Source organism: Streptomyces sp. NPDC058051 (assembly GCF_042885475.1).
Classification (GTDB): Bacteria; Actinomycetota; Actinomycetes; order Streptomycetales; family Streptomycetaceae; genus Streptomyces.
Map to the genome: position 1 here is coordinate 259,538 of NZ_JBHVRW010000001.1, position 22,499 is coordinate 282,036.

Sequence of the window (22,499 nt, forward strand, 5' to 3'; positions counted from 1 at the left end):
GGGCGACACCAGGCGATGGCGGACACCAGGCTGATCCAGAGCCGGTACCGACTGCTCGACCGGATCGGGCGCGGGGGCATGGGCGAGGTATGGCGTGCCCGCGACGAGTCGCTCGGCCGCCACGTGGCCGTCAAGTGCCTCAAGCCGATGGCGCCCCAGCACGACCGGTCCTTCACCCGCGTGCTGCGCGAGCGCTTCCGCCGCGAGGCCCGCGTCGCCGCCGCGCTCCAGCACCGCGGCATCACGGTCGTGCACGACTTCGGCGAGGACGAGGGTGTCCTCTACCTGGTCATGGAACTCCTCGACGGCCGCAACCTCAGCCAGCTCCTGGAGGACAACCAACAGCATCCGCTCCCGGTGTCCGACGTCGTCGACATCGCCGAACAGGTGGCCGACGCCCTCCGCTACACCCACCAGCAGGGCGTCGTGCACCGCGACCTCAAGCCCGCCAACATCATGCGGCTGACCGACGGCACGGTGAAGATCTGCGACTTCGGCATCGCCAGGCTCGGTCACGACATCGGCTTCACCTCCCGCCTCACCGGCACGGGCATCGCCATGGGCACCCCGCACTACATGTCGCCCGAGCAGATCAGCGGCGGCCATGTCGACCACCGCAGCGACCTCTACTCCCTGGGCTGCGTCCTGTACGAAATCGCCACCGGAGTACCGCCGTTCGACCTCGACGACGCCTGGGCCATCCTCGTCGGACACCGCGACACCCAGCCCGAACCCCCGCGCACCCACCGGGCCGAACTCCCCGGGTTCCTCGACCGCGTCGTCCTGGACCTGCTGGCCAAGGCCCCCGAGGAACGGCCCGTGGACGCGGGCGACCTGCGGCAGCGGATCGTCGTCGGCCGCACCGGCGAGCAGCCGGAACTCCGTTCCACGGGAGGGGTACGCCTCGCGCCCCCCGTTCCCGTCGTACGCCCGGGGCAGCAGCTGCCGGCCTGGACCCGCGGCATGACCACCGGACACAAGGCGTCCCGCGTCCACCACGGGCTCGCCCTGCCCGACCACTCCGCGGGTCTCACCGGCGAGTGGACCACCGGCACCGACCTGCGGCACGCCACCGGCCCACTGCCGGCGGTCGGGGCCGAGCGGCCGACCCCGTCGCCCGAACTGCTCTCCGTCCTCGCCAACCGGCACAGCGCGGGCCTCAACCTCGGCCGGCTCGGCCACTGGGAGGAGGCCGGCGAGGTGCACCGCGTGGTCGCCGCCGAACGCGAGCACGCCCTCGGCCCCGACCACCCCGACACCCTCTCCAGCCGGTACGAGGTCGCCTTCACCCTCAGCCGCACCGGGCGCGCGTCCGACGCACTCCGGGAGTTCGGCCGTGTCGCCCGGGGCCGCGAACACGCCCTGGGCCCCGACCACCCGGAGACGCTGGCCGCCCGCCAGGAGATGGCGTACGTCCTCGGACGGCTGGGCCGGCACCTGGAGGCCCATCAGGTGTACGCGGAGGTCCTCGCCTCCCGGGAGCGGTCGATGGGCCCGGACCACCCGGACACCCTGCGCTGCCGCCACAACCTCGCCTTCAACCTCGGCCGGCTCGGCCGTCTGGAGGACTCGTACCGGATGGCGCGGGACGTGGCTTCGGCCCGCTCCCGTCTGCTCGGCGCCGACCATCCCGACACGCTCGTCACGCGCTACGAAGTGGCGTACACGCTCGGCAGGCTGGGGCGCTGGGCGGAGGCCCTGCACACCTACCGGGAGGTCGTCCAGGCCCGTGCGCGGTCGCTCGGCGCCGACCACCCCGACACGCTCTCCGCCCGCTACGAGGTCGGCATCAGCCTCGGCCGCCTGGGCCGCAGCGCGGAGGCCCTGGAGCTGTACCGCGCCCTCGTGGACGACCGGACGAGAGTGGGCGGGCCCGCCGACCCCGAGACGCTCCGCGCCCGCCACGGCCTCGGCGTGAACCTGGGACGCCTCGCCCGCTGGGAGGAGGCACTCGCCGAGGCGGGCGACGTGTGCGCGGTCCGCGAGCGCGTGCTGGGCACCGACCACCCGGACACCCTCGTCAGCCGCCGCGAGGTCGCCGTCGGCCTCGGCTGGCTCGGCCGCTGGGCGGACGCCCTCACCGCCTACCGCGAGGTCGCCGAGGCCCGCGAGCGCGTCCTGGGCGCCGGCCACCCCGACACGCTCGCCGCCCGCAACGACGAGGCGCACTGTCTGGAACAGCTCGGCCGGGGACCGGAGGCCGTGGAGCTCTACCGCCGGGTCGCTGCACTGCGCAACGGGCAGGAGGCGCCGCCGCACCCACCGGGAACCACCACCTCTGGTCAGCGGTGATCGACCCGTGTTACGAAGGGGCATGCCCGCACCCGACAGCTGTGACGCAGTGATCGTGGGCGGCGGCCACAACGGTCTGGTCGCCGCCGCCTATCTCGCCCGCGCCGGACAGTCCGTCCTGGTCCTGGAACGGCTCGCCGCCACCGGCGGAGCGGCCGTCTCGACCCGCCCCTTCGAGGGGGTCGACGCCCGGCTGTCGCGCTACTCGTACCTCGTGTCCCTGCTGCCGCGGAAGATCGTCCGCGATCTCGGACTGGACTTCGCCGTACGCAAGCGGACCGTCTCCTCGTACACCCCGACCGTCCGCGGCGGCCGGGCCACCGGACTGCTCGTCGGCGGCGACCGCACCCGGGACTCCTTCGCCGCGCTCACCGGATCGGACCGGGAGTACGAGGCGTGGCAGCGCTTCTACGGCATGACGCGACGCGTCGCCGAACGCGTCTTCCCGACCCTCACCGAACCCTTGCCGGCCCGCGACGCGCTGCGGACGCGGATCGGCGACGAGGATGCCTGGCGGACGCTCTTCGAGGAGCCCATCGGCGTCGCCGTCGAGAAGAACTTCAGGGACGACCTCGTGCGCGGGGTCGTGCTCACCGACGCCCTGATCGGCACCTTCGCCGACGCACACGATCCGTCCCTGCTCCAGAACCGCTGCTTCCTCTACCACGTCATCGGCGGTGGCACCGGCGACTGGGACGTCCCGGTCGGCGGCATGGGCGCGCTCACCGACGCCCTGGCCCGTGCCGCCGGTGAAGCCGGGGCGCGGATCCGCGTACGGCACGAGGCGACCCACATCGAAACCGACGGGACACGGGCCGAGATCACCGTCCGGTCGCCCGAGGCGGAATACGTCGTCACGGCCCGCACGGTCCTCGTCAACGCCTCACCGCAGGCGCTCGCCGCCCTTCTCGGTGACGAGCCACCCGTCCCGGCCGAGGGTGCGCAGCTGAAGGTGAACATGCTGCTCACCCGGCTGCCCCGATTGCGTGACCGTTCCGTGGACCCGCGTGAGGCCTTCGCGGGCACGTTCCACATCGCCGAGGGGTACGGGCAGCTCGCCGACGCCTACCGGGACGCGGCGGCGGGCCGGCTCCCCGCCGCCCCGCCGTCCGAGATCTACTGCCACTCACTGACCGACCCGTCGATCCTCGGCCCCGACCTCGCCGCACGTGGATACCAGACCCTCACCCTCTTCGGTCTGCACACCCCCGCCCGGCTCTTCGCCGCCGACAACGCGGCGACGCGCGCCGAGCTGCTGACGGCCACGCTCGCCGAACTCGACGCGCACCTGGACGAGCCGATCACCGACTGCCTGGCACGCGACGAGCACGGCGAGCCGTGCATCGAGGCGAAGACACCGCTCGACCTCGAACAGGATCTGCGGCTGCCCGGCGGCCACATCTTCCACCGCGACCTCGCCTTCCCGTACGCCTCCGACTCCACCGGCCGGTGGGGTGTGGAGACGGCGCACGCCAACGTGCTGCTGTGCGGGGCGGGCGCCGTGCGCGGGGGCGGGGTCAGCGGAGTTCCCGGCCACAACGCCGCGATGGCGGCGCTGGGCCGGTGACCCTCGCTACGGGCGGCCGAACACGCCACGCAGCGCGTCGCGTTTGCGCGGCAGGTCGTACTCCGCGCCGCCCTCGTGCCCGTTGTAGGTGAACACCTCGATCTCGGCCGGACCCCCGTAGCGGTGGTACGCGGCGAAGACCGTCGACGACGGGCAGATCCTGTCCATCAGACCGACCGAGAACCACGCCGGTGCGGTCGCCCGCGCCGCGAAGTTGACCCCGTCGAAGTAGGAGAGGGTCTCCATCGCCTCGTCGATCCGGAAGCGGTGCCCGGACAGCCAGCGGGCGATCTCGGCGTACGGTCCGGCGTCCGTGATCTGCGAGGCACGCCGGTAGTGGCAGAGGAACGGCACGTCGGCGACGACGGCGGCGACGTCGTCCCGCAGCCCGGCGACGGCCAGGGCGAGCCCGCCGCCCTGGCTGCCCCCGAGCACCGCGACCCGGGAGGCGTCCACCGCCTCATGGGCCTTCGCCGCGTCCACGGCCCGCACCGCGTCGGTGATCAGCCGCCGGTAGTAGTGGCGGTACGGGTCCTCGATGCCGCGGGTCAGGAAGCCGGGCGAGGAGGAGCCGTGCCCGTCCGGACCGATGTCCGGGGTGTCCGCGGTGTTCTTGCCGCCGCCGCCCTGGCCCCGGTTGTCCATGACCAGATGCGCGTACCCGAGCGCGCTCCAGGTCAGCCAGGAGTACGGAATGCCCCGGCCGCCGTTGTACCCGATGTACTGCACCACGGCGGGCAACGGGCCCGAGCGGGTCTTCGGCAGCATCAGCCATGCCTTCACGGGCTGCCCGCCCCAGCCCCGGAACGTCACGTCGAGGACGTCGACCGTCGTGAGTCCGGCGTCGTACGGGACGAACTCCGCGTCCAGCGGGTGGCGGGCCGTCTCGGTGAGCGTCTTCTCCCAGAACGCGTCGAAGTCGGCAGGTTCCTCCGGTTCCGGCCGGTAGGCACGCAGCCGGTCGAGATCCATGTCGAACAGCAAGGGTCTAGCTCCACTTCAGGGTGAGGTTGAGGGTTTCGCCGTGGCGTCCGGCCGTGTCGGCGGTGATCCGGATGCCCTTGCCGGAGGGCGCGGCGCCGATCCCCGGATCGGCCGCCACGACCTTCAGACCGCGCCGTGCCAGGTCCAGCACGACCGACGACCGTGACTGCGTCGGGTCGGACACCGACACCCGGACCGTCCGGCCGTCCGGCCGTACGAGCACCGAGGCCGGACCGTCCGAGGAGAGGTCCTGCACCGTGCCCGCGGTCCAGAAGTTCGCGGCGACGAGCCCGTCCGTGCAGCGGCGTACCGCGTGCACGGCGGTGGAGCGGGCGATCAGTTCCACCGGCGGCGCGGACGACCACTGCTTCGTGCGCTCGGCGGAGGCGGCCGGGGCCTGCAACCAGAAGTAGCCCGCGCCGCTCGGCGCCGTGCCGTGGTCCTGCCACAGCGTCAGGTACGGGCGGGTCACCGGGGTGTCGGTGCCGTACTTGATGTTGATCTCGCGCCAGGTCGCGGTGCGCTCCTCGCGCAGTCCGTGGAGCGTGGCGGGCTCCGGGAAGACGTAGCCGCCGGTGCCGTCGATGTGCAGCCACCGCACCTGGTCGAGCCGGTCCGACCAGCCGGTGTCGGCGGGGGCGGCCGTGCCGTTGACGAGCAGGGCCGCCTTCGGGTCGCGGAGCTTGCGGTTCTCCACGACCGTCTCGGCCGTGCCCGCGTCCGAGGTGATCCCCGAGCCGACGCAGGCGATCACGTCGTCCAGGCAGAACCAGCTCTTCAGCCCGTGCAGCGAACTCCCGTACGCACGCAGCTCCATGCCGTACGCCCCGAGCGTGGTGCCCGGCAGCACGGTGCCGCCGGCCCAGTCCGCGGTGCTGGTGATGCGCTGCCCCGCCGCGTCCTCCTGGCGTCCGGCGATGACGGTCGTGCCCGGGAGGCGGGTCGGGTCGACGGTCGGCCAGTAGTCCTCGCTGTAGTGCCCGAGGTCGTCGGTGTAGAGCAGGACCATGCCGTCGGAGAGGTGCCAGGCGTGCAGATTCTCGTTCTGGATCGACTCGTAGTTGTAGATCCGGGACGAGTACGCCGAGATGCCGAGCGCGAAGGACGGCCGGTGGTGGGCCGCCTTGTCCATCCGGGGGTGCTGCTTGTGCGTGACCAGCGGCCCGCGCGCCGGAACCGGGGAGGCGATGACCTGCCGGGCGGCGACGAGCGAGGCGAGGTCGGTGACGGCGAGGAAGTCCCGGTAGGTGTCCTCGGCGATCCACTGCTTGACCAGGGCGGTGAACCGGTCGGCGGTCTCCCCGGGAAAGCTTGGGATCAGCCGCACCACGGCCTCGATGACCGTCTGCGCCGAGACGTGGCCCTGCTTGCTGGGCCGGGCGATCTCGCGCCCGCACACCGACGCCATCACGTCGCCGCGTGCCAGCAGCGGGTCGAAGCCGTCGTCGACCCAGCCGCGGATGTTGTCGAGATCGGGGTCGGTGACCGTCCATGCCGTGGCCGCGAGGAGGTTCAGCAGCCGGGAGAGGTTGTTCAGCAGCTCCTTGCCGTACCCGCCGTTGTACGGGTGCTTGTAGTGCTGGAGGAACGAACCGTCCGAGTAGAAGCCCTCCCCGGTGCCTTCCGCCGCCGTGCCGGCGTCGTTGAAGGCGAGGACGCTGTTGGCCCCCGAACCCTCGACGTCCGAAAGCGCGTCACGGACCCGGGCCAGATCGTCGCCGTCGTTCCTGAGTACCGCGTTGACGGCGACGACGGTGGAGATCCACACCCGGTTGGCACCCGTCGCGATCTGCCGGTCGGCGCGCCAGAGGTTCGGGTCGGGCGTGTAGTGCCGTACGGCCGTGGTGATCCGGTCGAGCCGTTCCGTCCCGAGCACGTCGTACAGCAGCACGGTCGCGTCGTTGAGGGCGAGCGGGGAGCCGATCTCCCAGTCCCAGTCGTTGTCGAACCTGGTGTGGTCGGGGCCGTAGCGGTTCGTCAGCATCCAGTCGATGCCCGCCAGCAGCAGATCGCGCAGTGCGGTGTCGCCGTACTGAGGAGTGCCGGGCACGGCCCACGCGGTCGCGACCGTGGCGAGCCGCTTGAAGGATGTCGTGACGTGGTTGGAGAGCGTGGTGCTGGTCAGATCGGGAAACAGTCCGTCGGTACGGGCCGGGTCGAGGCCCTTCGCCGAACTGGTCGCGGCCTTGCCGGTCCTGGCGACGGCCGCGGCGATCTGCGCGTCCGTCAGGTCGAGGCCCGGGCCGCCGGTGAGCAGCGTGTGCCACCGGGTGCGCAGGGCCGCGGCGTCGTCGGCGGCGGCGTCCCCGGCGGCCGCGTGCGCGGTGGCCGGATTGAGGGCGACGGGCAGGGCGGCGGCCGCGCCGAGCGCCGCCGCCCCGGCGAGAACGGTGCGCCGGGTGGTGCCCACAGCGGTGTCCTGGATCATGATGCGGCCCTCACAGAAGGTGTCGGTGGTCCACGGCCGCGGCCAACGCGGCATGACCGGCGGGGTTGGGGTGCAGTCCGTCGCCGCTGTCGTACGCGGGCAGCATCCGCGACGGGCGGCTCGGGTCGCGAAGCGCCGCGTCGAAGTCGGCCACGGCGTCGAAGACGCGTCCGGTCCGTACCGCCGCGTTGATCTGCTGCCGTACCGTTTCCAGTTCCGGCGTCCAGCGGGTCCAGCCCTCGAACGGGGTGACGGTCGCGCCGACCGCCCGCAGCCCGGCCTTGCGGGCGCGCAGCACCAGCTGCCGGTACCCGGCCAGGACACGCGCCGGGTCGGTCTGGCTCGGCGGCTGCTGGAGGTCGTTGACGCCGAGATGGACGAGAACGGTCCGCAGCCCCGGGAGCGACAGCACATCACGGTCGAAGCGGGCCTGTCCGCCCGGCCCGAACCGGGCGTCGTCCAGCAGCACCCGGTTGCCGCTGATACCGAGATTGGCGACGGCCGAACCGCGCAGGCGCCGGGCCAGCTGGTCGGGCCAGCGCAGGTCGGCGTCGTCCGGTGTGCCGACGCCCTCCGCTATGGAGTCGCCGAGCACCGCGATCACCGGCCCGTGCGCGCCCGTCACCTCGACCCCCGTCAGCAGGAACACCGACGTGGTGCGCACGCCGTCGACGGTGTGCGAGGCATGGGTGTTGCGGTGGAAGGACAGCGGCCCGGTGGGTCCGGGCAGCCGCGTCTCGACGGTGAGCCGGGCTCCTTCGGCGGTACGCAGCCCCTTGACCGGGTCACTGGTCAGCGAGGCGCCCGCGGCGATCCACGCCTGCTGGCGCCCGCCGAACGTCACCGGCCGCCCGCCCGCTGTCACCGGACCGATCAGAACGGGTTCCGTGCCGAAGGCGTGCCCGTAGCGCAGCCGGACCGTGCCCCCCGCCGACAGCCGTACGCCGGCGGTGAAGGTGCCGTCGGTCAGACCGGCGCTCGCCACCTCGTCGGTGGCGGTCGGCGCGGTCTGCGCGGTCGCCCAGGAGGTCGTCCAGCGCGACCGGCCCCCGCCGCTGCTCGAAGCCTCGGCGGCCTGTGCTCCCGGTGCCGTCGCGGCGACCGCCGCCAGACCGGCTGCCGCCGTCAGTACCCCGCGTCGCGCGGGCCCCCTCCCGTTCACTTGGGGCACGCACCCGTCGGGTCGTACGCGCTGCCGTAGGTGCCGACCGCGTCGCCACCGGTGTTGCCGCTCATCGTGTTGGTGCACACGGGTCCTTGCGGGGTGCGCATGAACTTGATGCCGCCGCCCGCGTTACCGGTGATGGTGTTGCCGTAGACGCTGGTGTCGATGCCGTCGGTCTCGGCGTCACCGCCGAGCCGGATGCCCGCGCCGACGTTGTCGTGAATGGTGTTGTAGCGGAAGATGTTGCCGTTGCCGCGTGCGTCCAGGCCGCCGGAGCTGGGGTCCTGCTGACCGCTGCAGTCGTTGTACTCCACGTAGTTGTTGGTGGAGTTCTCCTTCACATCGACGCACTCGTTGCCCTGGGTGGCGATGGTGTTGTGGTGGATGCGGTTGTTCTTGCTGACATCGGGCGCGGCGTCCGGGGCGCCGTTGGCGCCCTGCTGCTCGGGGGCCGTGCCGAGGTAGATGCCCTCGCCGTTCTTGCCGCCGCCGCCGAACTTGAAGTCGTTGACGCCGCAGTTGGTGATCGTGTTCTCGGAGATGTCGGCGCCGGTCACCAGGTAGCGCACCCGCAGGCACTCGTCGGCGGCGTTCTTCAGCGTCATCCCGGTGATGCGCAGACCTCCCACGCCATTGCCGGGAGTCGTGCTCATGACATAGATGAGCTTGAGGCGGTATCCCGACACATCGGTGGACGACCCGTGCAGTCCGTCCACGGTGAAGCCGCTGAGCGTCGTCGAGTCGTGCTGCACCTGGATGATCCGGGCGTCACCGGCCCCCTTCACCACGGCGGTGGACGGGCCGGTGATGGTGACCCCGGCGCGTTTGGTCACCACGTCCTGCTTGTACGTACCGGCGGCGAGGTTCACCACCGCGCCCGTCGGCGCCAGATCGACCGCCTTCTGGATCGAGGCGAGCGGGGCGCCCGCCGACGTACCGGCATTGGAGTCGCTGCCGGACGGAGACACGTAGTACGCGGTGGCGGCTTCGGCGGCCACGGACGCCGCCGGAAGGGAGAGCGGGGCGCCGGCCGCGAGCGCGGCGACGAGAGTGGTGCGTAGTACACGGCTCATGGGGTGTGCCTCCTGGGGTCTGCGAAGGACAGAGCGAGTAGTACGGGGATGCTGGGACCGAGGAGCAGAGGACCCAGCGGTACGACGAGGGAGAGCAGCGCGGCGGAGATCACCGCGCCGAGCAGGGCGGTGCCGCGGGCGGCGGACCCGAACCCGAGGGCCAGGGCACCGCGCGTCCAGGTACGGACCGTCCCGTGCGGCGACCGCCCCGCCTCGGCGGCGAGCGCCACATGATGGATGACCAGAGCGGCCGCGATGCCCACCTGCGCGGCGAGCAGCACGAACGTCCACGGCTCCGGACGGCCCAGCAGATGGACGATGTTGGCGATCAGGACCAGTCCCGCCGCGGTGGACGCCAGACCGTGCCGCCACAGCGCGCGCCAGTACCGGGGGAAGGCCCGGAACGCCTGGGTGAAGCAATGGCTGTCACCCTCCGCCCGCCACCGCTGAAGGGCGTGCCCCATCGCGGCGAGCGCGGGAAGCCACGTCACGACACCGAGCGACATCACGGCGAACGCGGCCCCGGCGGCGGCCGGATAGGCCACGAACTCCAGCCGCCGCAGCAGCGTCGGCCAGCCGGACGAGAGGGTTGCCTGCATGGTCAGCCGACCTTTCCTGTGTACGGCTCCGGGACATCGAGCAGCAGGCGGCCGTCCAGCTCCAGCCGGGTGGCCGCCACCACGTACGGGGCCGGATCGCCGCCCCCCAGCAGCACCGCCGCCGCATCGGCCGAGACGCCGGCGGTGCGGATGCGACGGGCGGCCGGCGAGAGGAGGACCGTCTCCTCGCCGAAGGTGACGCCCTCGCCCTCCTCGCACACGACGCGCTCGGGGGCGGTCGGCACGGTGCCCGGAACGATCACGGTGAGGAAGAGAGCGCTCGACGAGCGCGGGACCGTCGAACGCAGCGTGTGCAGGGTGCGGGTGAGGCGCAGTTCCGGCGTGCTGGAGGTCGGATTGGCCTCCACCTCGGTGACTTGGGAGACGATCGCACCGTCGAGCGGGGCGAACTGCCTCACCAGCGCCGAGGCGCCCTTGGACCGGATCAGCCGGCTGCCGTCCGGCTGCGGCTCGGTCGGCCCGTCGGTCTGGAGCAGGAACGTCCACTCCCGCTCCGCGTCCGCCTCGGCGAGGTCCAGCAGCACGAGCCGCCCCGACGGCGTGAACACCAGCGTCCGGTCCAGCCGCCGCACGCCGAGTCCCGGGTCGTACATCGCGGCGATCTCCGCCGTGGCATGCGCCCAGCCGCAGTCGGGGGAGACGAGCACATCACGCTGCCGGGCCTGCCGCTCGTACGGAATGTCCTTGTAGACGTGGTAGCGGTCCTCGTCCGCGTACCCCTGTCCGTCCACCAGCAGCAAGTTGTGGTGCGCGGCCCGCTTGCGGTTGCTGTAACCCTCGTCGACCGCGAGGAACGCCCCCTGCGAGATCAGGACGAACGAGCCCGAATCGGGGTGGTGGTGTCCCTGGTTGAGGGTCTCCCACCCGCGCTCGGCCCGGTGCTTCGCCGACGTCTCCCACGCCCCGTGGCCACCACCGGGACTCGCCTTGAACGACACCAGCGTGGCGTCGTCGTCCCACCCGGTGCGGACCGCGAGCAGACCGAGGTCCGGGAAGAACGCCCTGGTCTCGGTGGGACGGGCACGGGGCACGGACGGGTCGTACCAGAGGTATTCGAGGTAGGCCTCCGGAAGGATCCCGGGTCGCACCCCGCTCTCCGCGGCCTCCTGCCACAGCAGTTCCCCCGAGGCGAGATCGCCCATCCACTGCGCCTCCGGGATGCCGAACCGGGCCGCGAGACGGTAGTACAGGCCGGCACTGTGCCCGCTGCGCCGGTCGTGGCAGTCGCCGTGGTCGACGTTGAACGCGAAACCCGGAGCGGTCTGGTGCAGCCGGTAGCGGAAGGTGTGCGGAAGGAAGTCGCCGCGCTCCCACCAGTCGATGCCCTCCGCCTCCTGGAGGAGGTCCAGATGGATGGCGAGGAAGGGCACGCCGTAGCGCCAGTACACGACACCTTCCGCGTGCGAGCCGTCCTTGGGCATCAGGTCGAGGACCGTGCCGAGATTGTCCTTGGCACGCTCGGTCCACTCCTCCTTGCCCAGCGCGTATCCGGCCGTCGCCAGGCCCGCGTAACAGATCCAGTTGTGGTTCTGCCAGTACGACGACGACCACCAGCCGCCCTCGCTCGCCACCGCGAACTCGTACAGCCGCCGCCCCTGGAGCAGCAGCTTGTACCGGAGCAGCGCCCGTACCTCGTCCGGCAGGTCGTCGCCGATCCATCGGTACGCGAGCGACAGGTGGTGCAGCAGCCAGCCGGCGTCCAGGTCGTGGTCCGGCATATGGGCCCTGCCCCAGTGGGGCAGCCGCACCGCGGCCTCGATCCAGCGCCGGCTCTCCGCCAGATGGGCAGGATCGCCGCCGACCCGGTAGGCCAGCGCCGGGTTGGAGGCGGCGGGGCCCAGCCAGGTGATGCTGGCCAGGGGGTGGGTGAGGGGCGGGGTCAGCCCGCGGTGGCGGGCGGCCTCCTCGTACAACCGCACCTCCTGCGCGGGGCGCGGGCCGGGCGGCGGGGTCGCCGAGAGCAACAAGGGTCAGTCCTCCGTCCGGAACTGTGCGGTGCGGCCGTCGGCCAGCGCGACCGTCAGCAGCCCGTCGCCGTCCAGCTGCACGTCGGTCACCGCCGGGCCCGCCGACGCCGCCTGGTACACCGAGGCGAAGGTGATCCGGTCCGACTCCGCGGTGAAGTCGACCCAGCTGGCCATGCGTTGCGGATCGTCGGCCGGACCGGGGCCCGGCCGGGTGACCGGACGCACGGCCCGGCCCGGGGTGTGGGTGTGCCAGCCGTGCAGGGTCTCGTCGCCGTACCAGGTGGTGCGCACCGGACCCGCGGCCTGGAACTGGATGTCCAGCGCGACACCGGGACGCAGTTGCGCGGTGAGCCGCCGCTCGTCGTGGGCGGTCACGGTCAGCAGATCGACCACGAAGCTGTCACCGAGCGCGACCTGCCGGACCGCGCGCACACCCTCGTACGCCGTCGTCACTTCGGCGGTGACGGAGGAACGGTCCGAACCGAGCAACTTCCCCGTGCACTCCGCCTGTTCGGCTCCGTCCACCCGGAAGGCGGGGTGCGCCCGGGTGGAGGCGTAGAGATCACGGAACTCGGCGTGGGCGTAGGGCACCTGACCGGGGTCGGGCTGCCAGGGGGTGGTGTCCCCGTACAGATACAGCGACAGTTTGTCGCGGTGTCCGTGCGAGCCGCCGTGCGGACCGAAGTCCAGAAGCGCGTGGACGCCCGCGTGGTGCAGCACCGCGTAGCCGGCGGTGCGGAACACCGTGACCGGACCGGCCGACGGACGCTCGGGCAGCGGTGGTCCGGCGAACCATCCGCCCAACTCGCGGTCGAGCCCGTCGTCGTGTGCGCCGAGCTCCCCACGGGCCCGCGCCGCCACCGCGTCGAGAGCCGGTGAGGGAACCAACTGCTGGGCCAGCGCGGCAAGTTCCAGCCACTCCAGGGCGAGAGGACCGCGCAGGTACGGGCCGTCGTGCAACGCCGGAAGGATGCCGCCCGGCGTGGCGATCGCCGCCAGCACGTCCGTCATCCCGGCCAGTACGTCCACCACGTCCGACGGAAGAGCCGCAGGGGCGGTGCCACGCAGCGCCAGCAGGGCGGCTCGCAGCACGAACCCGTGGTAATAGGTACTGCCTTCCCACTCCCAGCCGTCATCGGCGACCGCGACCCGCAGGTGCGCGTACAGCCCGTGCTCGCCCTCCAGCCACTGACCGGCGCCGTCCCACTCCTGGCCGCGGGCCGCGGCGGCGCCCCGACTCGCCGCCGCACCCGCGGCGTTGAGCCACGCGGTGTAGTTGGAGGCAAGGTGGCCCTGACCGGTCAGCACCGCGCGGGCGTCCAGCGCCGCGCGCTCCAGGGCGTCGAGGAGCGGCACCACCTCCGCCAGGTCCTCCGTGGACTTCTCGGCCAGCGTGATCACGGTGTGTCCGATGCTGACGGCCCAGATGGCGTCGGTGAGTGCCTGGTGGAAGAGCCTGCCGCGCAGCATCCAGCTCTGCGCCTCGCCGTGCCGCTCGGCGGCCAGCTCCGCGTACAGACCGGCGTACTCCACGAGCCGCTCCACCGCCTCGGTGCGGTCGCCGCGGTGGGCGAGCACCCGCAGGTGCCGCGCCCACGCCTGGTGCGACAGCACCAGCCAGGCACCGCGGACGGCCTCGTCGTCCACCCGGCAGCCGTACGCGCAGCGCGCGCCGCCTGCCGGGAAGACACCGGTGAGGAGGTCACCGTGGTCGAGCTCCACACCGTGCGCGGGGCAGACGTACGCGTGCCACCAGCCGCCGCGCTCCCGGGCGATCCGCCTCAACGCGGCCACACGCCACCGTCGATGTCCACCGTGGTGGCGGTCAGGAAGCCGGACGACGGCGATGCCAGGTGCACGACCGCGGCGGCGACGTCCTCCGGGGTGCCGGCCCGGCCGACCGGGATGCCCGCCTCCATCGCCTGCTGCGCCTCGGGCGCGGTGAACGTGTTGTGGAACGCGGTGCCCTTGATGAAGCCCGGCGCCACCGTGTTGACCGTGATACCGGTGCCGCCCAGCTCCTTCGCCAGGCCCTTGGTGAAGCCGCGGATGCCGGCCTTGGCCGCCGCGTAGGCGACCGAACCGGGGCCGCCGCCGTTGTGCGCGGCCAGCGAGGACATGGTGATGATGCGTCCGGCCGACGACTGCGTCAGATGCGGCAGCGCGGCCCGCACGGTGCGGAACGTGGACGTCAGATTGGTGGAGATGACCTGGTCGAAGTGGTCGTCGGACATCTCGGCGATGGTGGCCCGGCCGATCAGATGTCCCGCGTTGCAGACCAGTACGTCCAGGCCGCCGAGAAACCCTGTCGCCTCCTCGACGAGCCGGTCCACGTCGCCCGTCACCGTGACATCGGCCTGGAGCGCCTTCGCCCGGCGGCCCAGCGCCTCGATCGCCGAGACCGTCTTCGCGGCCTCGTCGGCGGAGGAGTGGTAGTGGACGGCGACGTCGGCGCCGGCCTCGGCGAGAGCGATGGCGATGGCGCGGCCGATTCCGTGGCCCGCCCCTGTCACCAGTGCGCGGGAGCCGTTGAGATCAGCAGACATGAAGTGAAAACCTTTCGATTACCGGTCACTGGGGGCCGGGACCGGTCACTTGAGACCGGCGGTTGCGAATCCCTGCACGAAGTAGCGCTGGCCGATGAGGAAGAGAACGACCATGGGCAGGGTGGCCAGCGTGGTGCCGGCCATCAGGAAGTGCCATTGGGGGCCGTTCTCCGTCTTGAAGACGGAGAGTCCGACCTGGATCACCCGCAGGCTGTCCGAGTGGGTCACCAGCAGTGGCCAGAGGAAGTTGTTCCACGAGGACTCGAAGGTCAGCAGCGCCACGGTGGTGAGCGCGGGCTTGACCTGCGGCGTCATGATCCGGGCGTAGATCCGGAACTCGCCCAGACCGTCGAGCCTGGCCGCCTCCTCCAGCTCCACCGGAAGATCCAGATAGAACTGGCGGAAGAGGAAGACGGCGAACGGGGTCACGGCACCGGGAACGATGAGCGCCCACCAGGAGTCCAGCCAGCCGCTGCCGCCCTGACCGAAGATGTCGTTCCCGCCGGCCAGCGGCATGAAGCGGACGATCAGGAACTCGGGCAGCACCTTGGTGTACGTCGGGATCATCAGCGCGGCGATGAAGAGGTAGAAGATGACCTCGCTGCCGCGGAATTTGATCCGTGCCAGCGCGTATCCGGCCATCGAGGCCACCACCACATTGATCAGGGTGTGGCTGAACGCGATGATGAAGCTGTTGCGTGCGTACGTCGCGAACGGCGCCGCCTTCAGCGCCTCGGCATAGTTCCCGAACTCCCAGTGTTCCGGCAGCAGTCCGGTGTCCTGCGAGGCGATCTCGACGGGCGTCTTGAGTGAGGTGAGCACCATCCAGACGAACGGCACCACCATCAGGAGCGAGACGACGGTCAGGGTCGCGTAGAGCGCGATCCGGCCGACGGAGAGCGGCTTGCCCTTGGTCCGGGGCCGGGTGCGCTTCACCACCCCGCCCCTCTGCAGCTCAGTTGTGGCCACGGGTGCCTCCCATGATCCGCCGGTTGACGAGGGTGAAGCCCATCAGCAGCACGAACAGCACCAGTGACTGAGCGCAGGCGTAGCCGACGCGGAACTCCCTGAAGGCGGACTTGTAGATCTCGTACGTCATCATCGTCGTGCTGTTGGCAGGGCCGCCGTCGGTGAGGATGTAGATCTGGTCGAACGACTGGAACGCGCTGATCATCGACGTGATGAGCACGAAGAACGTCGCGGGCTTCAGCAGCGGCAGGGTGATCGAGAAGAACTGCCGCACCTTGGACGCGCCGTCCACCGAAGCCGCCTCGTACAGCTCCTTCGGCAGGGACTGCAACGCGGCCAAGTAGATGAGCATCTTCATGCCGATGCCCTGCCAGATGCCGACCAGGATCACCGAAGGCATCGCCCACGAGGTCGACGAGAGCCAGGCGGGCCCGTCGATCCCGACGAACGACAGGAGCGTGTTCAGCAGCCCGTTGCCCGGATTGTAGATCCACAGCCAGACCAGTGCGATCGCCACGGTCGCCGTCACCTGCGGAAGGAAGACCGCGGTGCGGAAGATACCGCGTGCCTTCAGCCCGGTGTGCAGCGCCAGCGCCACCAGCAGCCCCAGCATCATGCCGAACGGCACGGTGAAGAAGGTGTAGACGACGGTGTTGACGATGGACTTCCGGAAGACCGCGTCCTCCCACATGTCCCGGAAGTTGTCCAGGCCCACGAACTGCGGCGCCGTCAGCACGTCGTACTTCGTGAAGGCCAGGGCCACCGACGCGACGACCGGCAGGCCGATCCAGAGGGCGGCGTGCAGCAGGGCGGGCGCCACCATCAGCATCCCGGCGCGCTCCCTGCGGCGGCCCGGGCCGACGGGTGTCCGGCCGGAGTGTTTCTTCGCGACCGTGTTGTGCGCGGTCGGGGAAGGGGGCCGCGCGGGCCGCGCCTTCAGTACGGATGTCGCTCCCACAGTGACCGGTCCCTACATCCGGCCGATCGCGGCCTCGGCGAGCCGGCCGAGTTCCGCGATGGCGTCCTTCGCGGACTGGTTGCCCACGATCGCGGGCTCCAGCGTGGGCTTGATCTTTTCGCGGATCTCCATCCAGGCGGCGGTGCCGCCCTCGGAGCAGGCATCGCCCATGCTCTGGAGGGAGAGGTCGACGAACTTGTTCTCCTTCACATAGCTGGTATCGCTGAGATCCTTCAGCCCGGGCACCGAACCACGCTGCTTGGCCGCGCCGAGGATGGACTCGGGCGACGCGAGGTACTCGACGAGCGCACGTGCCGCCGCCGGGTGCTTGGAACGGGCGGACTGGCTGACAAGAGTGCCGCCCTGAAGCATCGCGGGCTTGCGGTTGGCGAGGACGAACGCACCGAGCTTGTCGTCCTTCAGCAGGTCCGGGGACTGATCCCCGGCCTGCCTCCACAGGGCGCTGGTGGACATCATCATCGACGCCTTGCCGGTCTGTACGTTGGACGGGGCGCCGGCGTCCGTCTTCTTGGCGTAGTCGGCGGAGCCGTCCTTGATCAGGTCCTTGAAGAACTGCAGCGCCTCGACCCCGCGGGCGTCGGTGAACAGCACCTTCTTGCCGTCCGCGCTGAACAACTGGCCGCCGTTGGCGAAGAGGAAGGTCTCCCAGCACTGGCGCAGATCGATGGAGAACGGGTCGAACCCGATCCGGCCTGCCTTGGTCAGCTGCTTCGCCACGGCGCGCAGTTCGGCCCAGTTCGCAGGGGTCTTCTTGATGCCGGCCTCGGCGAAATGGTCCTTGCGGTAGACGACGATCCGGGTGTCGAGCACGACCGGCAGCGCGTACAGCTTGCCGTCGTACCGGGACGGCTCCAGCACCCGCTTCTCGTAGTCGTGCGCGGTGGCGAACTTCTCGGGAAGCTCGGCGATCGCCTTCTTCGCGGCGAACGGAGGGATCCAGCCCACACCCATCATCAGGACATCGGGCAGCAGACCGCCCGCCAGGCCCGTGGTGATCTTCTCGTTGAGCTGCGCGTACGTGGTGTAGTCCACGTTCACCTTGACGTCCGGATACTTCTTCCGGAACCCGCCGAGGATCTCCTTCTCCAACAGCGTCTTGCCGTCGGCACCTTCGTAGATCGGGGTGAGCAGCGTGATCTCGCCCTCGGCGGGACCGCTGGCGGAGCCGGTCGTCGAAGTGCCGGTGCCGCACCCGCTGAGGGCCGCGGCAGCCGTCCCGGCGCCGATGGCAGCAAGCAGCGACCGTCTTTTGAGTTCCATGGGACACCCCTTTTGAGGTGGAAGCTGTGGATCGATCCAGCCATGACGACCCGGTCATGGCCGGGAAGCGCTGGTAAATCGATGCACTGATGCTAGGAACGCCCCGAGACGGACGTCAACAGCTGATGCACATGAATTTTCAGGGATGTTAACGGGTGTAACGGTGAACAGAGTTCAGTAAATCGATACACTGGTATGGTCAAACGCGTTCCGAACAGGAGGTGGCATGAGCGGGGTAACGATCCATCAGGTCGCGGCGGCTGCGGGGGTCTCTGCGAGCACGGTCTCCAATGTCCTCAACGGGCGAACGGACCGCATGCAGGCGGCCACACTGGCCCGCGTGGAGCAGGCGATCGAGCAGCTCAGCTACCGGCCCAACCGCGCGGCCCGGATGCTGCGCACGGGTCGGATCAAGGTCATCGGCCTCATCGTGCCGTCCGTCGCCAACCCCTTCTGGGGGGCGCTCGCCCGTGAGCTGGAAGCCATCGCGCTCGCCGAGGGGTATCACGTACTGCTCTGCAACAGCGAGCGCGATCCGGCCCGCGAGCTCAGGTACGGCGAGGAACTACTCGCGGACGGGGTGAGCGGAGTGGTGCTCTGCTCCTCGCTGCCCTCGCTCGACCATGTGACGCCGCTGCTCAGCCGCGGCCTGAAGATGGTCGCCTTCGACCGCACCGCGCAGGCGGGCGACCCGCCGTCCCTCGCCTCCATCAGTGTCGACAACGCCATGGGCGCCGAGCTCGCCACCCGGCATCTGATCGAACTCGGCCACCGCCGACTGGCGTTCGTCTCCGGCTCGGTCAACAGCGTCAACCGGCGGGAGCGGCTGCGCGGCTTCCGGGCCGCCCTGGAGTCGGCCGGCCTGGACCCGGCCGACGCGATCGTCTGGCCCGGCGCCGACACCGCCGAGTTCGGCGACAAGGACGCCGCCGAACTGGGGCGGAACGCGGCCAGGGAACTCCTCGCCGGACCGCGCCCGCCCACCGCGTTCGTCGCCATCAACGACATGTGCGCGATCGGGATCTGCCGGGGTGCGAAGGATGCCGGGCGCAGCGCGGGGCAGGACATCTCCGTGGTCGGCTTCGACGACATCCTCCTCGCTGACCTCTTCGAGCCGCCGCTCACGACCGTCCGCCAGCCGCTGCCGGAGATGGCCGCGGAGACGTTCCAGCAGTTGCGGGCACGGATCGACTCGGCGCCGGCGGCGGGACGGTCGCTGCTCATCCGGCCGAGGCTGGTCGTACGGGAGTCGACGGCTCCGGCCCCGGCCGGTGCGATCGGCTCGGTGCCCGGGCAGAGTGTGGCCGGGGCTCCGGTGGCGGGCCTTCCGGCATAGTGCGCCGACGCACGCAGCGCGCGCCCGGCGCGCCCACACGGCGGAGGGCCGCGAGGGCCGCGAGGGCGTGGTCCGGTCAGCGGTGGGGTGGTGCCGTCGGCGACCACCGCACCGGCGCCCGGCGGCGGACGGCCGCAGTGTCCGCAGCGTGCACGGTGTTCCCTCGGTTGCCGATGCGACACACAAGGGCGCGACGATCAGGGATCGCCGCGCCGTCATGCCTGTGCCGGGTGCCGGGTGCCGGATGGTCAGGAGGCGGTGCAGGCGCCCACCACGGGTGTGCTCGTGTTGCCGTTCGTCACGACGGTGAACCCGAAGGACGTCGACGCCCCGGCCGCCAGGTTGCCGTTGTAGCTCGAAGCCATCGTCATCACGTTCCCGCTGCTGTCCCAGGTGGGGTTGCCGTTCCAGGTCGCGGAGACCTTCTGCGGCGAGGTGACGGTCACCGGCACCGTCCAGCTGCTGATCGGGGAGCTTCCGGCCGTCACCGTCACCTGTCCGTTGAAGCCGCCGTCCCAGGTGCTCGTCTGGGTGTAGGCCGCTGTGCAGCCCGCGCTGCCGCCGCCCCCGCCGCCTCCGCTCGTGCCCCCGAGGGTGGAGAGCACCGTGTCGTACGCCGGCTTCTTGCCGTAGTTGTCGTCGAACAGCAACGGGGTACCGCTGCTGCGCCACGAGTACTTGTCGGTGATGCCCCAGACGGTCATGCCCGTGCAGCGCGACACGGCCAGGCAGGCACGGACGACGTTGCCGTAACTGGTGGCCTGGGCCGAGCCGGAACCCTCGATGTCCAGCTCGGTGATCTGCACGTCGACGCCGAGGTCGGCGAAGCGCTGGAGATTGGCCTGGTAGTCGCTGGGGACAGGGGAGGCGCTGTTGAAGTGCGACTGGAAGCCCACGCAGTCGATCGGGACGCCGCGCTGTTTGAAGTCCTGCACCATGGCGTAGACCGCGTTGCTCTTCGCGTTCTGACCGTCGGTGTTGTAGTCGTTGTAGCAGAGCTTGGCCCCGGGGTCGGCGGCGCGCGCGGTGCGGAACGCCTCCTCGATGTAGCCGTTGCCGAGCTTGTCCTGGAACGGTGAGCTGCGCCGTGCCCCGCTGCTGCCGTCCTGGAACGCCTCGTTGACCACGTCCCAGGCGTAGATCTGGCCCTTGTAGTGCGTCATGACCTGAGTGATGTGGGTGTTCATCGCCGAGCGCAGATCGTCGGTGCCGAGCCCGCTGACCCAGCCCGGCAACTGCGAGTGCCACACCAGCGTGTGGCCGCGGACCTGCATGTTCTTGCCCTGGGCGTGACTGACGATCTGGTCGGCGGAGCCGTAGGAGAACGAGTTGCGGGTGGGCTCGATCGCGTCCCACTTCATCTCGTTCTCGGGGGTCACCGCGTTGAACTCGGTGTCCAGAGTGGAGGCGTAGGCGGCCTCGCCGAGGTGATTGGCCGCGACCGCCGTGCCGAAGTACCGGCCCTTCGCCGCAGCCGATGCGCCGAGAGTGCTCGCGGCGTTCGCCGTGCCGGCCAGCGACAGGACGCCGGCGGCGCTCAGCAGACCTGCCGTGGTGAGGACGAGTGCCCGTCTGGCCCGGGTGCGGAGCTGTGGGCGTGCGGGGGCGGAGCCGCGCGAGGAATTGACGATCACTTTCCAACCTCTTCTTCCGGTTGCCGGACGGAACGGAGCGGACCGTCCGGGCAGGGGGTGGACCGTTCGCAGGGTTGTGTACACGCCGGACACGCCGAAGAACGGCGTTTCCATGGCGCGGAGTTGATCGGTGTTGCAAGGGGGTGAGGGAGAGTATGCGCGCGCCGACGCACAACGTCAACGCTGCATTTCCGAAATGTTTCGTAGCGGAAAACCGTGCGACCTACTCGACCTGATGCTCTGACCTGCCTCTATGGCATGCGATGGGGTCGATATGGGCTTCAGATGTGAGCGGTGGTGTGAAATCGTGTCCGAGCATTACGAAAGTCTTCCGAAATGATGTTGGGTTTCGCGGTCGAAATCGATCGGATGGATCAAGCTCCGTGACGGCAAGTGGGATGCTGACCTGGCCTGTTCAAGGAAGCGATCTCATGAGGGCCTGAGTTTTCTTCGAAAGTCGATCGCTTGGATGTCGAAAGATTTCGAAGTTCTGCCGGATGGCGGGTGATTTCTGCGGCCTCGTCCGGAGCGACTGTGCGTACGGTGGTGTCGGGCGCCGTCCGGGGCGTCACCTGGCATGTCGCAGAAGGTATCCGGTGTCACGTCGCAGAAGGCATCCGGCGGCGAGGCCGAGGTGGGGTGCTCCGCCGGCCTCATCCTCGACGGCGGGGCCCAGGCCCTGGTCCCACTCGTAGGCTCCGGTGCCTCACAGCCGTTGTTCGGCCAGGTCGAGCCAGTGCTCCACCTCGCCCGGGGGGAAGTGCCTGATGGCCCAGTCGACCATCCGCAGACTCATGTGGGCCCAGGAGGGGCGCAGGATCTCGTCGGGCAGGCCGTCCAGGACGGCGTCGAGCCGGCTCGTGACGCCCGGGGCCTGCTCGCTCGCATGCAGTCCGAAGCGCAGGGTGACCAGGTCGAAGCGGTGGTCGCCACGGCCGGCGCCGTCCCAGTCGATGACGCCGGTGACCGAGCCGTCGAGGGCGAGAACGTTGCCGTGGTGAAAGTCCTGGTGCACGACGTCGTCCCCGAGGAGTTGCCGCGGGTGACGGGTTCCGAGCGTGGTGATCCGGTGCTCCAGCGCACCACTGCGACGGCTGTGCCGACGCAGTGGCTCGTGGAGACAGTAGCCGGGGCCGTCGTCGAGCAGGTACAGATGCATCGACGGGACGTCTCTCCGGTCGGCCAGCAGCCCGGCCTGTGACGCGTTGAGGGCGAGTGCCTGGTCGAGGCCGTGGTGGTCCAGGGACTCCATCGGTGTGCCCGGCAGAAGCTCCTGGACCAGGACGACCGCGTGATCCACCTGAACCGCCAACTCCGTTGAAGGGCAGGGGTATCCCTGCCTGCGCAGGACCTCGCAGACCGCCAACGGTCCCGCTCGCAGATCCCTGAGCCGGGTGTCCGGCCGCCACTTCAGCACGGACCTGTGGCCGTCCGGCCACCGCACGTACGCCGCACCGACCTCCCCTCCCTCACAGGGCCCCTCCACCATCAGCCGGACGCCCGTCCCGGCATGCAGGGCCCGTGCCAGTCGGTCGGCATCCAGCCGCTCGGCGCGCGGCAGGTTCCGGGGCGAGGGAGATGTGGTCATCGCAGCATTCTCCGCCGCCGGGCTCCACCCCGCGGCAGGGGGTGCCGATGCCGAGCCGTCGACCAAGGGGGAGGGCCGCGGTCGGCGGTCG

Annotated in this window: 16 protein-coding genes; 3 read left to right on the forward strand and 13 right to left on the reverse strand. The window is 70.6% G+C overall.

The window, feature by feature from the left end; translation table 11 throughout:
* Window positions 1-15: 15 nt before the first annotated feature.
* Together ACFVUT_RS01190 and ACFVUT_RS01195 are read left to right on the forward strand one after the other, a co-directional pair.
* Window positions 16-2,292, forward strand: a complete 2,277-nt coding sequence (locus ACFVUT_RS01190; RefSeq protein ID WP_389642303.1) for a tetratricopeptide repeat protein — start codon at window positions 16-18, stop codon at window positions 2,290-2,292.
* A 22-nt stretch (window positions 2,293-2,314) separates the two neighbouring features.
* Window positions 2,315-3,859 carry a phytoene desaturase family protein gene (locus ACFVUT_RS01195; RefSeq protein WP_389642306.1) on the forward strand — a complete coding sequence of 515 codons (1,545 nt, stop codon included), beginning with the start codon at window positions 2,315-2,317 and terminating at the stop codon, window positions 3,857-3,859.
* 6 nt (window positions 3,860-3,865) lie between these two features.
* Here ACFVUT_RS01195 and ACFVUT_RS01200 read toward each other — a convergent pair whose 3' ends face one another.
* From ACFVUT_RS01200 to ACFVUT_RS01250, 11 genes are read right to left on the reverse strand one after another with little or no spacing between them, the layout of a single operon-like run.
* The gene (locus ACFVUT_RS01200; RefSeq protein ID WP_389642309.1) at window positions 3,866-4,843 is read right to left on the reverse strand and encodes an acetylxylan esterase; all 978 of its coding nucleotides are present in this window, start codon (window positions 4,841-4,843) and stop codon (window positions 3,866-3,868) included.
* Window positions 4,844-4,847: 4 nt separating this feature from the next.
* Window positions 4,848-7,325 (reverse strand): polysaccharide lyase 8 family protein, encoded by a 2,478-nt coding sequence (locus ACFVUT_RS01205; RefSeq protein ID WP_389642312.1) that lies wholly within the window; start codon window positions 7,323-7,325, stop codon window positions 4,848-4,850.
* Window positions 7,282-8,433 (reverse strand): SGNH/GDSL hydrolase family protein, encoded by a 1,152-nt coding sequence (locus ACFVUT_RS01210; RefSeq protein WP_389642315.1) that lies wholly within the window; start codon window positions 8,431-8,433, stop codon window positions 7,282-7,284. The genes ACFVUT_RS01205 and ACFVUT_RS01210 overlap by 44 nt, the downstream gene beginning before the upstream one ends.
* A complete protein-coding gene (locus ACFVUT_RS01215; RefSeq protein ID WP_389642318.1) occupies window positions 8,430-9,509 on the reverse strand; it encodes a DUF1565 domain-containing protein in 1,080 nt (359 codons plus the stop codon). The genes ACFVUT_RS01210 and ACFVUT_RS01215 overlap by 4 nt, the downstream gene beginning before the upstream one ends.
* Window positions 9,506-10,108, reverse strand: coding sequence for a DUF624 domain-containing protein (locus ACFVUT_RS01220; RefSeq protein WP_389642321.1), 603 nt, complete (start codon window positions 10,106-10,108; stop codon window positions 9,506-9,508). The genes ACFVUT_RS01215 and ACFVUT_RS01220 overlap by 4 nt, the downstream gene beginning before the upstream one ends.
* 2 nt (window positions 10,109-10,110) lie before the next feature.
* Complete coding sequence (locus ACFVUT_RS01225; RefSeq protein WP_389642324.1) at window positions 10,111-12,096, reverse strand: hypothetical protein; 1,986 nt, start codon at window positions 12,094-12,096, stop codon at window positions 10,111-10,113.
* 3 nt (window positions 12,097-12,099) lie between these two features.
* Complete coding sequence (locus ACFVUT_RS01230; protein ID WP_389642326.1) at window positions 12,100-13,890, reverse strand: heparinase II/III family protein; 1,791 nt, start codon at window positions 13,888-13,890, stop codon at window positions 12,100-12,102.
* Window positions 13,878-14,642 (reverse strand): SDR family NAD(P)-dependent oxidoreductase, encoded by a 765-nt coding sequence (locus ACFVUT_RS01235; RefSeq protein ID WP_389642329.1) that lies wholly within the window; start codon window positions 14,640-14,642, stop codon window positions 13,878-13,880. Before ACFVUT_RS01235 ends, ACFVUT_RS01230 begins: the two co-directional genes overlap by 13 nt.
* Before the next feature lie 45 nt (window positions 14,643-14,687).
* Window positions 14,688-15,611, reverse strand: a complete 924-nt coding sequence (locus ACFVUT_RS01240) for a carbohydrate ABC transporter permease (RefSeq protein WP_389642332.1) — start codon at window positions 15,609-15,611, stop codon at window positions 14,688-14,690.
* On the reverse strand, window positions 15,598-16,569 hold the full coding sequence (locus tag ACFVUT_RS01245) for a carbohydrate ABC transporter permease (RefSeq protein ID WP_389642335.1): 972 nt from the start codon (window positions 16,567-16,569) through the stop codon (window positions 15,598-15,600). Before ACFVUT_RS01245 ends, ACFVUT_RS01240 begins: the two co-directional genes overlap by 14 nt.
* 12 nt (window positions 16,570-16,581) lie before the next feature.
* Complete coding sequence (locus tag ACFVUT_RS01250; protein ID WP_389642338.1) at window positions 16,582-17,850, reverse strand: ABC transporter substrate-binding protein; 1,269 nt, start codon at window positions 17,848-17,850, stop codon at window positions 16,582-16,584.
* Window positions 17,851-18,076: 226 nt separating this feature from the next.
* Between ACFVUT_RS01250 and ACFVUT_RS01255 the strand changes: the two genes are divergently transcribed.
* Window positions 18,077-19,186: a LacI family DNA-binding transcriptional regulator gene (locus ACFVUT_RS01255; protein WP_389642341.1), complete on the forward strand. Its 1,110-nt coding sequence runs from the start codon at window positions 18,077-18,079 to the stop codon at window positions 19,184-19,186.
* A gap of 248 nt (window positions 19,187-19,434) precedes the next feature.
* Here the strand turns inward: ACFVUT_RS01255 and ACFVUT_RS01260 are convergent, their stop codons facing one another.
* Both ACFVUT_RS01260 and ACFVUT_RS01265 read right to left on the reverse strand, forming a co-directional pair.
* The gene (locus ACFVUT_RS01260; RefSeq protein ID WP_389642344.1) at window positions 19,435-20,820 is read right to left on the reverse strand and encodes an endo-1,4-beta-xylanase; all 1,386 of its coding nucleotides are present in this window, start codon (window positions 20,818-20,820) and stop codon (window positions 19,435-19,437) included.
* A 706-nt stretch (window positions 20,821-21,526) separates the two neighbouring features.
* Entirely contained in the window at window positions 21,527-22,408 is an 882-nt protein-coding gene (locus ACFVUT_RS01265) for a phosphotransferase (protein ID WP_389642347.1), read from the reverse strand.
* Window positions 22,409-22,499 lie beyond the last annotated feature (91 nt).

Excerpts from the sequence above, each read along its gene's own strand:
- ACFVUT_RS01190 (WP_389642303.1), top strand. The coding sequence starts at position 16 with ATGGCGGACACCAGGCTGATCCAGAGCCGGTACCGACTGCTCGACCGG.
- ACFVUT_RS01195 (WP_389642306.1), top strand. The coding sequence starts at position 2,315 with ATGCCCGCACCCGACAGCTGTGACGCAGTGATCGTGGGCGGCGGCCAC.
- ACFVUT_RS01205 (WP_389642312.1), bottom strand. The coding sequence starts at position 7,325 with ATGCCGCGTTGGCCGCGGCCGTGGACCACCGACACCTTCTGTGAGGGC.
- ACFVUT_RS01215 (WP_389642318.1), bottom strand. The coding sequence starts at position 9,509 with ATGAGCCGTGTACTACGCACCACTCTCGTCGCCGCGCTCGCGGCCGGC.
- ACFVUT_RS01220 (WP_389642321.1), bottom strand. The coding sequence starts at position 10,108 with ATGCAGGCAACCCTCTCGTCCGGCTGGCCGACGCTGCTGCGGCGGCTG.
- ACFVUT_RS01235 (WP_389642329.1), bottom strand. The coding sequence starts at position 14,642 with ATGTCTGCTGATCTCAACGGCTCCCGCGCACTGGTGACAGGGGCGGGC.
- ACFVUT_RS01250 (WP_389642338.1), bottom strand. The coding sequence starts at position 17,850 with ATGGAACTCAAAAGACGGTCGCTGCTTGCTGCCATCGGCGCCGGGACG.
- ACFVUT_RS01255 (WP_389642341.1), top strand. The coding sequence starts at position 18,077 with ATGAGCGGGGTAACGATCCATCAGGTCGCGGCGGCTGCGGGGGTCTCT.
- ACFVUT_RS01265 (WP_389642347.1), bottom strand. The coding sequence starts at position 22,408 with ATGACCACATCTCCCTCGCCCCGGAACCTGCCGCGCGCCGAGCGGCTG.